The sequence below is a fragment of the Staphylococcus sp. GDX7P312P genome (assembly GCF_008385775.1).
Lineage (GTDB): Bacteria > Bacillota > Bacilli > Staphylococcales > Staphylococcaceae > Staphylococcus > Staphylococcus haemolyticus.
In genome coordinates this window covers 23421-39609 of record NZ_VUKI01000055.1, presented here as the reverse complement: position 1 = coordinate 39609, position 16189 = coordinate 23421, and the positions used below count along the sequence as shown (strand labels likewise).

The following is a 16189-nucleotide window of genomic DNA, read 5'->3' as shown; positions in this document are numbered from 1 at the left end:
GTACATCATTCATAATGAATCATTGTACCACTCCTGTAGGGTGATTAGAACTGAGTAAATTTTATTGGTGTTAACTTCACTTTTCTATCACTAATTTAATATTTGTAACATATTATTTCAATAGTACTTATTATTGAAATTTTATTAACTAATGTTTAATAGATTTATGAAATTTCGCTTCCATACGATAAATTCTAGAACCTTTTTCAGAAAATTTCTTTTCATACTCTGTCAAAATATTATCTTCATCATCTTCGTCATGTAGATTTAGATTTAACTTCGTAAAGTACATCCCATATTGCGACATACTTTCTAAACTGAAAGCGAATAAACCTCTATTATCCGTTTTAAAATGAATTTCTCCATCTTCTTTTAAAATTTGTTGATATAAAGCTAAAAAAGTATGATATGTCAATCGACGTTTAGCATGCCTTTTCTTTGGCCAAGGATCTGAGAAATTTAAATAGATTCGAGAGACTTCACCATCATTAAAATACTCATTTAATTCTATAGCATCATTACATATCATCTTTAAATTTGTCAGGTTTAGTTCCTTCACTTTATCCAACACTTTATACATTACACTTTTCTCACGTTCCATAGAAACAAAATTTATTTCTGGGAATTTAGAAGCTAGTGTTGTTATAAATTGCCCCATACCAGATCCAATTTCTATATAAATCGGTTGCTCTTTATCAAACCACTCTGACATTTTTCCAGCATGCGACCCATCCATATCAACTAAATTAGGATGTTCTTTTAAATAATCTTCCGCCCATGGTTTATAGCGAACTCTCATACACGAATTCTCCCTTAGATAAATAAATTACTATTCATAACCTCATTTAAGAATTTCAACCAATTATTCATATCTTTAAATCTTTTCTGTTCTTCATACCACTGAACCATTCCAATTGATTGAATTACCGTATACCATTTCATACGCTTATTTAATTCAATACTCTCTTCTACACCGTAAGTTTTAAACCAGTCTGACCAGTTTTTTTCGGGAACGTAGTTATAAAGCAGCATTCCAATATCAATTGCAGGATCAGCAATCATTGCACCTTCCCAATCTACTAAGAACAACTCATCCCTATCAGATAATAACCAATTATTATGATTCACATCACCGTGTACAACAGTAAAAAAGCGAGAATCTAGGTTAGGTATGTGTTCTTCTAAATATGTTAATGATTTACGAATAATATGATGTGTTAATACTTCTCTTGATAATGAAGCATTAATCTTTTTTAACATAATATTAGGTGTGATTGGTTCCATTTCCATTCGTTTAAGCATATTGAGTAAAGGTTTTGAACCATGAATCTTTTTTAATAATGCAGCAACTCGTGATTGATACATTTCATCAGGTTCTAATTCTCGGCCATTTTTCCAATGTTGTGCTGTAACTACTTCACCTGTTTCAATACGTTTAGTCCAAACTAATTTAGGTACAATCCCCTCAGCTGAAAGCGCTGCTATAAATGGATTAGAATTACGCTTTAAAAATAGCTTTTGTCCATCTTGTTCAGCCATGTATGCTTCACCTGAAGCGCCACCTGCAGAATCAAGTGTCCACCCTAATTGATAAAACTGCTCCAACTCGTTCACCTCACTTTCAATTAGAAAATGGCTCGAGAAATATAGTTTTCAAGAGCCATATATTCTAATTTATTATAATCATTTGTTGGAAAATAGATTATATATTTCAAAATAGTTATGTTTTTACATATAAGTCATAATTTTAAATAATATGTTATTGTCCCCTAACACTTATTTAAATAAATACGTCTCTTTTATCACTCAATGTTGATTTTATAATTTTTAGCCTTCTTTTTCAACTGAAAATGAGAAACAAAAAGATACATTTTACTAGTCGATACTTGCTAAAATTCGATTCAATCTTTAGGTTTCATTATAACACATTTTCATATCTTTAAACTGAGTATTTTTAATTTAATTCATTTAATTTATTTACACTGAAAAATAAAAAAGAACGTACTAAAATTCTATCTTTTAAGAATTAGTACGCTCTTCAATTTAATTATTTTAATGAATTAACTACTTCTAGATTCAATATATTTATTAAAGCCTTCTTGTAATTGACGAGTCACAGGACCTACCTTACCGTCACCAACTTGTTCACCATCAATCTTAACAACTGGTGTCACTTCAGCAGATGTACTAGAAACAATGACTTCATCGGCATTTTTTAAGAATTCAACAGTGAATGTTTCTTCTTTAAAAGGAATATCTTCATCTTCAGAAATCCATTTAATAACCTTACGAGTAATACCATTTAAAATGTAATTATTAACGGGATGCGTATAAATAGCACCATCTTTAATCGCATATACGTTACTAGAAGCGCCTTCTGTAACAATTTCTCCTCTATGTTGAATTGCTTCACCAGCATTGTATTTAACCGCATATTCCTTTGCAAGTACATTTCCTAGAAGGTTTAAACTTTTAATATCACAACGTAACCATCTAATATCTTCAACAGTAGCTGCATTAATACCATTTTCTAAATCATCATATGGACGGTCATAACTTTTAGCAAATGCCATAATAACCGGCTTTACTTCTGGAGTTGGGAACGAGTGATTTCTTGGTGCTACACCACGCGTAGCTTGAATATAGATACCACCATTTTGAATATTATTTACCTTTAATAATTCTCTAACTACATCTATTAATTCTTCGACAGTATAGCCTAAATCTAATTGAATTTCGCTTGCACTTCTAATAAATCGTTCAAAATGTTCTGTTACTGTAAATAATTTCCCATCATATGCTCTAATGTATTCATAAATCCCATCACCAAATACATAACCACGGTCTTCATAAGATACTTTAGCTTCATTTTGGTCGATAAATTCGCCGTTAATAAAAACTTTTGTCATAGATTATCCCTCCACACATAGTGAATAAATTGCTTCTAAATAGATACTTGTCGCGTTGAACAATTGTTTTTTAGTAATATACTCATTCTTTTGATGCATTAAATCCTCTGAATCTTCAAACATAGCCCCAAACGCTACACCTTTATCAAGATTTCTAGCATATGTTCCCCCACCTATTGTATATGGTTCAGACATATCACCAGTTTGATTTCTATAAGCCTTAACTAATTTTTGTACAAATGGATCATTTTTGTCTACAAAATGAGGTTGTTGAACTTTTCCTAATTCAAGGTCAAATCCATATGCTTTAATTTCTTTTGTAAATCGTTGTATTGCTTCTTCAAACTCAAATTTTTGAGGATAGCGTAAGTTTATGCCAAAACGTCCACCTTGTTTGTTATCGTAAGAAATTATACCAACATTTGTTGTTACATCACCCATGACGTCTGTATGGAATTTCATACCCATTTTCTCACCAAAGTGTGATTCATGAAGATAACGAGTACTAAAGTCTACAAACTCTCTTGCCGTTTGATTTAAATTTAAAGTTGATAAGAAATCTAATAAATATAAACCGGCATTAACTCCTAATGAAGGGTCCATACCATGAACAGCTTTACCTTCTAGCGTTAAAACTAACTCACCACTATCAACAACACTCTCACCCTGTAATTTATGTTGGTCTAAGTAGTGTTCAAAATGTTGTACAACGTCTGTCATATTTTCTTTTACAAATACTCTAGCTTGTGCATGATCTGGCACCATATTATAACGTTGTCCAGATTCAAACGATATTAATTCATAATCTGGTTCATCTTGATCTTCAGAAGTGCTATTTTGGACTAAATCGAAAGTTGTTATACCTTTTTCACCATGAATAGCTGGAAATTCTGCATCCGGTGCAAATCCTAATGTAGGCATTTCTTCAGTTTGGAAATATCTTTCAGTACATTTCCAATCGGATTCTTCATCCGTACCTATAATGATATGAATGCGTTTCTTCCAATCAACTTTCATATCATTTAAAATTTTAACTGCATAATAAGCAGCTATTGTAGGGCCTTTATCATCTAACGTACCTCTAGCAATAATTGCATCATCAGTTACAACTGGGTTAAATGGGTCTGAATCCCAACCATCCCCGGCGGGTACAACATCAACGTGGCATAAAACGCCTAATACATCGTCACCCTTGCCCGCTTCAATTCTGCCTGCAATGTGATCTACATCATGGGTAGAAAAACCATCTCTTTGTGCAATTTCGTACATATAATCGAGTGCTTGTCGTGGTCCAGGACCAACTGGAGTTTCATCAGATGCTTTTGAATCATCTCTGACACTCTCAATTGAAAGCAGACCTTTCAAATCATCGATAATTTGACCTTCATATTCTTGAACTTTTTCTTTCCACATTCGAGATCAACTTCCTTTTCAATAGATATACATATTATTTTACATAACTATGGCGATAAATTACAGTAAGATGTCAGAATATTTATAGATTTTATATAAAATATTATTAACTATATTGAGTTTATACATTTGACACCCTTTTATGGAGTTATATTTAACAAGATTGTACGTTGGCATGTTTAGTAATAATTATAGTTACTTATTTTCAAACGTATCTTCTTATTAAATAAAAAAGAACCTGATACATTTATCAATGTTCAGGTTCAAAAACATCTTAGCTAAAATCAAGATTAGTCTTTATCTTCTAATGCATTATTATTTTTCTTTAAGTCTTCTTCAGTGACAACTCTTAAATTGTTATTAACAGTTGCGCCACCTTCATCATCAAATTTACCTTCTTCTAATGAATCTTCTTTATTAGCATCTAAATTAGTAAATTTTGATTTTTCTTCTTCTAAAAATGATTTTGGATCATTTTTTAAACGATTAGCATAGTCTTGAGGATTATTTCTAACTTCTTGAATTGTTTCATTAGCTTTAGAACTTAATTGACTTGCTAAGCCTCTTGTATTTTCTTTGTAACCCTCTGGATCTTCTTTATATTTATTATATTGTTCTTTTAATTTATCTCTGCTTTCTTTTCGAGATAATACTACTGCTGCAGCTGCAGCGCCAACACCAGCAATTATTCTAAATAAACCTGTAGTTTTAGCCATATTAAACACCTTCTCCTTTGTTAATGCTGTAAAAGTTTTAATTCTTTATCTGAAAGTAACTTATACTCTCCAGATTTGAGATTTTCATCTAACGCCAAATTAGCGATTTTAAGACGTTTTAATTCTAATACCTCATTTTCAATGGCGTGAAACATCCTTTTAACTTGATGATATTTACCTTCATAAATTGTGACCTGTGATGTAGTTTCATTTATTCTAGTTAATTGTGCTGGTTTGACTGGACCGTCAGAAAGGATGATGCCTTTCTTAAATGCGTCAATGTCAGCTTTAGTAACGGGATTTTGCGATGTCACTTCATATGTCTTAGAAACATGTTTAGAGGGACTCATTAAATCATGACTAAATTGACCATCATTAGTAATAAGTAGTAAACCTTCAGTATCCTTATCTAGCCTTCCAACAGGAAAGATATTTAGATGTTGGTATTCCGGAATTAAATCAATTACAGTACGATTTGATTCATCGTGTGTAGCTGAAATATAACCTTTTGGCTTATTAAGCATAATATAAACATTGTTAACATACTCAACTTGCTTTTCATTTACACAAACTATATCTTCTGTGGGGTTAATATGAGATTTAGGTGACTTCTCGACTGAGGTGTTAACTGTGACCTTTCCTTTTTTTAAAAGTTGTTTAACTTCAGTACGCGTTCCAACACCCATATTTGCTAAAAATTTATCTAATCTCATCTTAGGAATCCAACTTTTCGACGAATCTTACCAGGTAAATCCCCTAAAAACTCATCAGCTAATCTGTTCTTGATTGTAATTGTTCCATAAATCAGCCCACCAACTATAACACCTATAATTAGTATTATAAATGCACCAGATTTTCGATCTACAGAAATAAATAAGCTTAGTAAGAAGTAGACTACTTCAACACTTATCATCATGATTAAACTATAAATAAAAATTTTAGCAACTTGAACCAATGTATCTGTAAAGTGGAACTTGGCATAAACTTTTAAAATCATTAAGTTTGCAACATTGGCAACCGTTAATGCGATTGCAGTACTTAAAACAGCTCCAGATGTATGAAATATCATAATTAAAGGGATATTTAAGATTAATTTAACAAATACTGAGCCTAAAATTACAAATACTGTTAATTTTTGTTTGTTTATTCCTTGTAACATTGAGGCAGTAACACTCAATAAAGAAATTAATATTGCAACAGGCGCATAATAAAATAATATTTTATTACCATCTGGATTATATTGATAAAATACAGTATACAACGGTGAAGACAATGCCATTATACCTAGACTTGCCGGAACTGTTATATACATCAATACACCAATTGAAGTTTTAATTTGGCGATGCATTTCATTTAAGCGACCCTCTGCAAAAGTTTTGGTAATAAATGGTATTAAACTAACAGCAAATCCAGCAGCTAAAGATGTTGGAATCATAACAATTTTATTTGTTGTAAAGTTTAAAATTGTAAAGAAATAGTCCTTATTCGCATGAAACCCTGCTGCATCTAGCGCGTTATTATGTGTGAATTGATCCACTAAATTAAATAGAGGAAAGTTCAAACTTACAATAACAAATGGAATACTATATGAAATAATTTCTTTATACATTTTTGTGTATGGCACGTCCAAACCGGTATGATCAGAAGCTACCATTTTTTGAATATGTGGTTTACGTTTACGCCAGTAATACCAAAGCGTTAACAAACCAGCAATTGCACCTATAGCAGCTGCAAATGTTGCTATACCATTTGCTTGTAGATAAGAACCATGAAAAACATTTAATACTAAAAAACTACCTATAAGAATAAAAACTATTCTAGCAATTTGTTCTGTTACTTCTGAAACTGCTGTAGGACCCATAGATTCATAACCTTGAAATACTCCACGCCAAGTAGCAAGTAATGGTATAAACATAACTACCATACTAATAACTCGGATAATCCATGTGATATCATCGATTGTCCAACCGCCTTTACCTTCTTTACGTCCTAACGTTAAAGCAGCGATGTCTGGTGCTAAGAAGAATAATATTAAAAATCCAATTATTCCAGAAATGGACATCACTATAAAACTCGATTTATACAATTTTTGTCCGACTTTATACGCACCTAAGGCATTATATTTAGCTACAAATTTTGAAGCAGCTAACGGTATGCCTGCGGTTGCTACAGCAATTGCAATATTATATGGAACATAAGCATAGTTGAATGGTGCTAACTTTTCTTCCGCATTTGCACCCATAATGGCATAAAAAGGAATTACAAAAAGTACACCTAAAATTTTAGTAATAAGAATACTTAATGTAATGAGAAAGGTACCTCTTACCATTTCCTTATTTTCACTCATATTTAATCTTCCTGCCTTTTTAATAATCAAATTATTTAATTTAAAACCTGTAATTTTTAAGGGCTTGCATTACTATAAAATATATCACAAAATACTAATTGTTTACTAATTACTTTAATAGTTTTACTAAATTTAAGTTTAAACGCATAATAAATCAAGATATATAATTGATTAATGATGAACCAATCTTAAATTATAACTAAATTTATTGAGAATTCAAACGTATTTTAATTTATAATAAGAGAACTATGATTAACAAATGGAGGTTACTCTATGTATCAAGCGATTATTATAGGTGGTGGACCTAGTGGGCTTATGGCAGCCGTTGCTGCATCAGAACTAAGTCAAAATGTACTTTTATTAGAGAAGAAAAAAGGTCTAGGTAGAAAACTTAAAATTTCAGGTGGTGGTAGATGTAATGTTACAAATCGTTTACCTTACGCAGAAATAATAAAAAATATCCCTGGTAATGGAAAATTTTTATATAGCCCCTTTTCAGTGTTTGATAATGAATCGATAATCGACTTCTTTGAATCTAGAGGCGTCAAATTAAAAGAAGAAGACCATGGACGTATGTTCCCTGTCTCAAATAAATCTCAAGATGTAGTTGATACACTTGTAAATACCATTAAACAAAATAAAGTTGACATAAAAGAGGAAACTATCGTCAATGATATTAATGTAGAAGATAACGGGACTTTTAACGTTATAACTGATAAAGGTATTTTTTCAAGTAAAAGTGTCATAATTGCAACTGGTGGAACTAGTGTGCCTCAAACAGGTTCAACGGGTGATGGGTATAAGTTTGCTCAAAAATTAGGACATAGTATCACTGAACTCTTCCCTACTGAAGTCCCTATAACTTCAGCAGAGGCCTTTATTAAATCTAAAGAACTTAAAGGTTTAAGCCTAAAAGACGTAGAATTATCTGTACTTAAGAAAAATGGTAAAAAAAGAATAAGTCATAAAATGGATATGATATTCACTCACTTTGGTATAAGTGGTCCTGGAGCGCTAAGATGTAGTCAATTTGTTTATAAAGAACAAAAAAGCCAAAAGAAAAAAGAGATTAAAATGCAATTAGATGTGTTTCCAGAATTTAAAAATCACCTATTAGAAGAGAAGATAACATCCATCTTAAGTGAGGAACCTGACAAATATATAAAAAATAGTTTGAGAGGGTTAATAGAAGAAAGGTATCTTCTATTTATGCTAAAACAAGCTCAAATTGATGAAAATACTACTTTTCATCATTTATCAAATCAGCAACTTAAACAATTAGTTGAATGCTTTAAAGCGTTTACTTTTGAAGTTAATGGGACACTACCAATTGATAAAGCGTTTGTAACTGGTGGTGGTGTAAGTTTAAAAGAAATTTGGCCAAAAACGATGATGTCTAAAATTCAACCAGGACTATTTTTATGTGGTGAAGTCTTAGATATTCACGGTTATACTGGAGGATATAATATCACAAGTGCGTTAGTTACCGGCCATGTAGCGGGAAATGAAGCAGCCATATTTCAAATAGAATAAAAGAACTTCCTTCAAACATATTGGTATTCAAAATGTTTGAAGGAAGTTTTATTAAACTTTAATTTGATTGTCAAAAATAGTGCAATTCAATCTTATTTAGCATTTTTTCTTCGTTTTGATATTAATAGCAAGAATAATCCACTTATTAAGGATAGTTGAGTTAATGGTACGACGTTATATGTCATATTCACACCTGTATTAGGCAGTTGTGTGCTTCCATTAAACTTAGTTACTTCTAATTTAGAATTTACTTTTTCTTTTTTATTTTTAGATTCTTCTTTTTGTATTTCATTCTCTTTTTCAGTACTTTGCACAATATTAAATTTAATATTATTAAGTTTAACCTTTGTTTCTTCAACAATTTGCTTTAATAGAATATCATGTTTAACTTTAGCAACTTGTTGTAATGAACTTTTAACAATATCATCTATAAGTGCTTTTAACTTATTCTTTTCTTCATTAGAAATATTTTGAGAATTTTCTATATTTCTTTTTGCTTCACTTGCCTTATTTAAAATTATTTTTTTAGCATTTAGTTTAGCTTTAGCTATAGTATTTGTTTATGAAATTAACTTACTATATTTATCATCAATATTATTAACTTCACTATTACTTTTTGCTTTTTTGATTGCTGCGTAAGCTTTATTTATAATTTGATCAATCTTATGTTTCGCACGCGATTTTTCTTCATCAGTTGCAAATTGATTTGAATCAATTTTTGCTTTTTGTTTTGTTGCAATATCTATAAGATGTTTGAGCGCTTTTTCTTTCGCAATAACTATAGTATGAACATTTTTAATTTGCAATTCACCTTTATTTAAAGACTCGTCGACTTCGTTATTGTTTAAAGATTTATCAATATTTTCTTTCGCAATTTTAACTGCTTCATCAATTTTGGCTTTGGCTACTGATTTTTCTTCTTCTGTCGCATTAGGTGTTTGATCGATTTCAGTTTTTTTAGCTTGCGCTGCATTATCAATCGCTTTTTTTGCTTCGTCTTTCTTAACAACCGTTGGTTGCACTTGATTAATTGCTTCTACACCGTTTGTTTTCGCAGTTTCTACACCAGCATTGTCTGTTGATTGGTCTATTGACGCTTTCGCGTTATTTGCTGCTTCATCGACTTTCGCTTTTGCTTCTGCTTTTTCTTCATCCGTCGCGTTAAGTGTTTGATCAATTTCAACTCTCTTAGCTTCAGCGGCTTTGTCGATTGCTACTTTTGCATCGTCCTTCTTAACAACCGTCGGTTGGACGTGATTGATTGCTTCTATGCCGTTTGTTTTGGCAGTCTCTACACCAGTATTGTTTGTTGCTTGGTCTATTGCTTTCTTCGCTTCTGTTACTGCACCATCGACTTTCGCTTTTGCCTCTGCTTTCTCCTCATCCGTCGCGTTAGGCGTTTGATCAATTTCCGCTTTCTTCGCTTCGGCTGCTTTGTCAATCGTCGCTTTTGACTCATCTTTCTTAAGAACCGTTGGTTGCACTTGATTGATTGCTTCTACACCGTTTGTTTTCGCGTTATCTACACCATTGTCATTTGTTGCTTGGTCTATTGACGCTTTCGCATTATTTGCTGCTTCATCGACTTTCACTTTTGCCTCTGCTTTTTCTTCATCCGTCGCATTAAGTGTTTGATTAATTTCTGCTTTCTTAGATTCGGCCGCTTTGTCAATCGCTTTTTTTGCTTCGTCCTTCTTAACAACCGTTGGTTGGATATTGTTGATTGCTTCTATGCCGTTTGTTTTAGCAGTCTCTACACCAGCATTGTCTGTTGATTGGTCTATTGACGCTTTCGCATTGTTTGCTGTTTCATCGACTTTTGATTTTGCCTCTGCTTTCTCTTCATCCGTTGCATTAAGCGTTTGATCAATTTCTGCTTTCTTAGCTTCAGCGGCTTTGTCGATTATTGCTTTTGCTTCGTCTTTCTTAACAACCGTCGGTTGGACGTTATTGATTGCTTCTACTCCATTTGTTTTTGCTGTATCTACGCTAGCGTTATTTGTAGCTTGATCTATTGCGTTCTTGGCTGCTGTTAATGCTTCATCGACTTTTGATTTTGCCTCTGCTTTCTCTTCATCCGTAGCATTGAACGTTTGATCTATTTCTGCTTTCTTCGCTTCGGCTACTTTGTCAATCGCCGCTTTCGCTTCGTCTTTCTTAACAACTGTTGGTTGGACGTGATTTATCGTATCTGTACCATTTGATTTTGCAGTTTCTACGCCACTGTTATTTGTTGCTTGGTCTATTGCTTTCTTCGCTTCTGTTACTGCTTCATCAACTTTCGCTTTCGCTGCTACTTTTTCTTCTTCTGTCGCATTTGGCGTTTGATCGATTTTTGCTTTTTTAGTTCTAGCTGCATTATCAATCTCTGTTTTTGCTTCATCTTTTTTAACTACCGTTGGTTGGACGTGATTTATCGCATCTGTACCATTTGATTTTGCGTTATCTACACCGGTGTTATTTGTTGCTTGGTCTATTGCTTTCTTCGCTTCTGTTACTGCATCATCGACCTTAGCTTTTGCTGCTTCTTTTTCTTCATCTGTCGCGTTTGGTGTTTGATCAATCTCTGCTTTTTTAGTTTCTGCAACTTTGTCAATTGTCGCCTTCGCTTCATCTTTCTTAACAACCATTGGTTGCACTTGATTGATTGCTTCTACACCGTTTGTTTTCGCAGTCCCTACACCAGCATTGTTTGTTGCTTGGTCTATTGCTTTCTTCGCTTCTGTTACTGCATCATCGACCTTAGCTTTTGCCGCTACTTTTTCTTCTTCTGTCGCATTTGGCGTTTGATCGATTTTTGCTTTTTTAGTTCTAGCTGCATTATCAATCTCTGTTTTTGCTTCGTCTTTCTTAACAACCGTTGGTTGCACTTGATTGATTGCATCTAAACCATTTGATTTTACTGTATCTACGCCGGCATTATTTGTTGCTTGACCTATTGACGCTTTCGCATTATTTGCTGCTTCATCGACCTTAGATTTTGCCACTGCTTTTTCTTCTTCTGTCGCATTTGGTGTTTGATCGATTTCAACTCTCTTAGCTTCAGCGGCTTTGTCGATTGCTGCTTTTGCTTCGTCTTTCTTAACAACCGTCGGTTGGACGTGATTGATTGCTTCTACTTCATTTGCTTTCGCGTTATCTACACCGGCATTATTTGTTGCTTGGTCTATCGCTTTTTTCGCTTTTGTTACTGCTTCATCAACTTTTGATTTTGCTGCTTCTTTTTCTTCATCTGTCGCGTTTGGTGTTTGATCAATCTCTGCTTTTTTAGTTTCTGCAACTTTGTCAATTGTCGCCTTCGCTTCATCTTTCTTAACAACCGTTGGTTGCACTTGATTAATTACTTCTACGCCATTTGTTTTTGCGTTATCTACACCATTGTCATTTGTTGCTTGGTCTATTGACGCTTTCGCATTATTTGCTGCTTCATCTACTTTCGCTTTCGCTTCTGCTTTTTCTTCATCCGTCGCGTTAAGTGTTTGATCAATTTCCGCTTTCTTAGCTTCAGTGGACTTGTCTATCGCTGCTTTCGCTTCGTCTTTCTTAACAACCGTTGGTTGCACTTGATTGATTGCTTCTACACCGTTTGTTTTCGCAGTCTCTACACCAGCATTGTTTGTTGCTTGGTCTATTGCTTTCTTCGCTTCTGTTACTGCATCATCGACCTTAGCTTTTGCTGCCGCTTTCTCCTCATCTGTCGCATTTGGCGTTTGATCTATTTCTGCTTTTTTGGTTCTTGCTGCATTATCAATTACTGCTTTTGCTTCATCCTTCTTAACAACCTTTGGTTGGATATTGTTAATTGAATCTAAGCCGTTTGTTTTTGCTGTATCAACGCCATTGTTATTTCTCGCTTGATCTATTTTGGCTCTTGCACTATTTACTGCTTCATCGATTTTCGCTTTTGCCACAGCTTTTTCTTCATCTGTCGCATTTGCCATTTGATCGATTTCCGCTTTCTTAGCTTGCGCTGCATTATCAATTACTGTTTTCGCTTCACTTTTCTTAACAACCGCTGGTTGTACGTTGAAGATTACCTCTGTTCCACTAGATATCGCAGTATCTACGGCAGTATTATTTCTTGCTTGGTCTATCGCGCTCTTAGCTGCTGTTATTGCCTCATCGACTTTTGCTTTTGCTGCCTCTTTCTCCTCATCTGTCGCATTTGGCGTTTGATCTATTTCTGCTTTTTTGGTTCTTGCTGCATTATCAATTACTGCTTTTGCTTCATCCTTTTTAACAACCTTTGGTTGGATATTGTTAATTGTATTTAATCCGTTTGATTTCGCTGTATCTACACTAACATTATCAGTCGCTTGATCTATCGCATTTTGGGCAACTATTTCTGCTAAATCCACCTTCGCTTTTGCTACCGCTTTCTCTTCATCTGTCGCATTTGGCGTTTGATTGATTTCGTCTTTTTTAGCGTTAGCTTGATCTGTTATAGTTTGTTTCGCTTGATTCTTTCTAATTGCATTAACCTGAACATCGTGTACTTTGTTTATTGCATTTTCTTTAGCAATCTTAACATCATCGTTGTGAACGCCTCGTTCAATATTTAATCGTGCTTGATTTGCAATTTCATCTATTTTAGCTTTTGCTTCATTTTTTTCTTCTCTAGTTGCATTTTGTTTATTGTCAATATCTAACTTTTTAGCAGCAATAGCTCTATCTAATGCTTGCTTCATTCTATCCCTAACAGTCGTATCTGGTGTAATTTGGCTTATTTGATTAATATTTGAAGTTTGAGCTGTTTCAACTAATTGATTTGTTGAAGCATTTTTCACTTCATTTTTAGCATTGATTAAAGCTTCATTAACTCTTGTTTTAGCTTCTTCTCTTTCTTCATAAGTTGCATTCGCATTATTTTCAATTTCAATCAGTTTTTCATCTGCTTTATCATTTAGAGCCTGAATCGCTTGTTGCTTAATTGTTGGAATAACATCCATGGGATCGATACTAGCTATAGCTTGATTTTTTCTATCAGGAATTTCATTTATATTAGTTAAACTTTCAATATCTCTAATTTTTTCATCAAGTGTAGCTTTTAAAAGCGTTAAAGCTGTATCTTTTTCTTCTTTAGTAGCATCGTTATTATTATTTATTGTCAATCTACGTGATTCTGCAGCTTGATCAATATCTAATTTTGCTCTCTCTTTATCTAATCTTAAAGTCAAATCGTTGATAGTTGCTTGATTTTTTCTTTCGTTAATAGGTGTATTACCATTTTCATTTAAAATTTGTCTTGAAGCATTAAGCACATTTTGCATAGATGACCAAGCTTCTTGAGAATAATCGCTAGGGTTTAAATGTTCTATTTGAGCACTAATTTGATTATATTTTTCTCTCAATTCAGTTTTATACATTTCTACCGTAACCGATTGTGTTGCGACAGTAACATTACCTCTTTTTTGATCAGATTCTGTTTTGATATATTCGTTATTACCACCATATCTGAAATAATTATCATCAGCATTCGAACCAAAATCACGACTTCCATTTCTTCTATTCATATTTATGCCATCTGTAACATAAACTAGAGTGGCATCAAAATCTTTTTTGATAGGTTCTGAAGTTGGTAAAGAAACAGTATAAGTAATATTTTTTATTGTTCCTGGCTCAATTCTATCAACATTTAATGTTAATAATCTGTTCTTTGAATTATAATTTGCTCTAGCATTTTGAGCTGAAATAAATTGTACTCCTTCAGGCAAGACGACTTTGTATTGCGTTTTATTCGAGCGTGAATGACCTTTATTCTCTAGCGAAACCTCCAATGTAGCACTTATTGTTGAACTAGAAGTTGATGGGGATGTAACAGAATATTCTGTTTGTGTAGTAGTAGCTTTTAAATACGCACCGCTATTGACTTTTACATCAGCTAATCCACTTCCTCCAAAATTATTTTTCCCTTTTAAAATTCTACCGCCATTGGCACTTTCATAACTTCTCTTTTCAAATGTTTCGAACATAAATCTTAATCTTGATACATTATTAGGTACATTAAAAACACCTGTGAACACACCAAATGATTTGCCCGCTGTGTTTGGTCTACCTGAATAAAGTAAATCTGTGGGATTATTTGAATCATATATTGAAACTTTAACGCCATTTATACCATGTGTGTTACCCATTGAAGTACCAATGAAATATAATTGAACTTCTGACCCTGGTGTTACATCTACATCTTGGTAAATTGGTCCAACAGTTTTATCTCCTGCTACCCCACCTAAATTATTTGGGTATTTTGAAAGTACTGCTGCAATTTTATTGTTCGTTTTATCAAAAACATAAGGATTATATGGTGGCAATGCTTTTGGCCCCCACATAAGTGGAATTTCAGTTTGATCATTATCTTTGACATGCCATCCTGTAATCTTATTTGCTTGGTTCAATTCAGACACTGTTTGATTAGTAGGAATAGCTGCACCATTAGACGTATCTGTAAAAGTACCATTAATGACTTGACCAGAATTAGTTTCGTTTATACTCATTTGGTCTTGGTTATCATTAACAGTAGATCGCTTTGATCTTTTATGAATTGATTGAGTTTGATTTAACGTATTATAATTACTTTCTTCTTTCGTATTATTTTGAGAAGATAAATCTGATTTATTAGAACCAGCTACTTTATCCTTCACTATAGAAGTGCTTACTGCTTCTTCATCATCTTTTTTAAAATTTCCATTAACATTATCTATTTTAGAATTAATTTCGCTATTATAATTTTTAGGTGCGGTTGTTAATTCTTTAATAGACTCATTACTATTTTTTTCATTTTCTATGTAATTATCATTATTATATATTGAATTATCATTATTTTGAGAATTAACATTTTGCGAGGTAGTTTGCGAAGAATTACTTTCTTCCTCTTGAGTTGCTGCATGACCAGGATGTGATAAGAAAGTCAGTGTAGCTATGACAGTGGAAAATATTCCTACACTAAATTTACGAATACTAAATTTCTGTTTTTTAAAAAGATTCATTATTGTCCTCCTTGATGTTCTTGTCTTGTTGTAATAGTAATAATGAATAGTAATGTGTGTTGATATTAAATTGTATTATATGATTTTATGCAATTGTTATCATACTTTTTTATAATATCATTTTTTATCTGAAATAACCAGAATAAATTTTCCATTAGATAAGATTTTAAATTTGTATAAAGCTTTTCAAAATTATATTTTAAATAATTACATGTTGTCTGCAAATGATTACTAAAAAATCAGACCTCACTTTTATGTGAGATCTGATTACCAAATAAATTCATT

At 32.8% G+C, this 16189-nt stretch carries 9 protein-coding genes and 2 pseudogenes; 1 reads left to right on the top strand and 10 read right to left on the bottom strand.

Annotated features, from left to right (window positions below; translation table 11 throughout):
- Positions 1 to 148 precede the first annotated feature (148 nt).
- From trmB to F1592_RS12540, 7 genes are all read right to left on the bottom strand, one after another.
- On the bottom strand, positions 149 to 799 hold the full coding sequence (trmB, locus tag F1592_RS12570; RefSeq protein ID WP_037536897.1) for a tRNA (guanosine(46)-N7)-methyltransferase TrmB: 651 nt from the start codon (positions 797 to 799) through the stop codon (positions 149 to 151).
- Positions 800 to 813: 14 nt separating this feature from the next.
- Positions 814 to 1605 (bottom strand): phosphotransferase family protein, encoded by a 792-nt coding sequence (locus F1592_RS12565; protein WP_037536899.1) that lies wholly within the window; start codon positions 1603 to 1605, stop codon positions 814 to 816.
- 455 nt (positions 1606 to 2060) lie between these two features.
- Positions 2061 to 2909 (bottom strand): D-amino-acid transaminase, encoded by an 849-nt coding sequence (gene dat, locus F1592_RS12560; RefSeq protein WP_053041509.1) that lies wholly within the window; start codon positions 2907 to 2909, stop codon positions 2061 to 2063.
- A 3-nt stretch (positions 2910 to 2912) separates the two neighbouring features.
- Positions 2913 to 4322 carry a Cys-Gly-3M3SH dipeptidase gene (locus F1592_RS12555; RefSeq protein ID WP_149809582.1) on the bottom strand — a complete coding sequence of 470 codons (1410 nt, stop codon included), beginning with the start codon at positions 4320 to 4322 and terminating at the stop codon, positions 2913 to 2915.
- A gap of 290 nt (positions 4323 to 4612) precedes the next feature.
- Positions 4613 to 5038: a YtxH domain-containing protein gene (locus F1592_RS12550; RefSeq protein WP_149809581.1), complete on the bottom strand. Its 426-nt coding sequence runs from the start codon at positions 5036 to 5038 to the stop codon at positions 4613 to 4615.
- A gap of 20 nt (positions 5039 to 5058) precedes the next feature.
- Positions 5059 to 5751: a pseudouridine synthase gene (locus tag F1592_RS12545; protein ID WP_053016764.1), complete on the bottom strand. Its 693-nt coding sequence runs from the start codon at positions 5749 to 5751 to the stop codon at positions 5059 to 5061.
- On the bottom strand, positions 5748 to 7385 hold the full coding sequence (locus tag F1592_RS12540) for a putative polysaccharide biosynthesis protein (RefSeq protein WP_037536908.1): 1638 nt from the start codon (positions 7383 to 7385) through the stop codon (positions 5748 to 5750). Before F1592_RS12540 ends, F1592_RS12545 begins: the two co-directional genes overlap by 4 nt.
- Before the next feature lie 273 nt (positions 7386 to 7658).
- Between F1592_RS12540 and F1592_RS12535 the strand changes: the two genes are divergently transcribed.
- Positions 7659 to 8918, top strand: a complete 1260-nt coding sequence (locus tag F1592_RS12535) for a BaiN/RdsA family NAD(P)/FAD-dependent oxidoreductase (protein ID WP_053016766.1) — start codon at positions 7659 to 7661, stop codon at positions 8916 to 8918.
- Positions 8919 to 9010: 92 nt separating this feature from the next.
- Here the strand turns inward: F1592_RS12535 and F1592_RS13880 are convergent, their stop codons facing one another.
- The 3 genes and pseudogenes from F1592_RS13880 to F1592_RS12525 all read right to left on the bottom strand — a co-directional run.
- Positions 9011 to 9232: an LPXTG cell wall anchor domain-containing protein gene (locus F1592_RS13880; RefSeq protein WP_149809580.1), complete on the bottom strand. Its 222-nt coding sequence runs from the start codon at positions 9230 to 9232 to the stop codon at positions 9011 to 9013.
- Positions 9233 to 9247: 15 nt separating this feature from the next.
- Positions 9248 to 9469 (bottom strand): annotated as a pseudogene (locus tag F1592_RS14065) (DUF1542 domain-containing protein); the annotation flags it as partial.
- Between the two features lie 36 nt (positions 9470 to 9505).
- Positions 9506 to 15904: pseudogene (locus tag F1592_RS12525) on the bottom strand (SasC/FmtB family protein); the annotation flags it as partial.
- Positions 15905 to 16189: the final 285 nt, after the last annotated feature.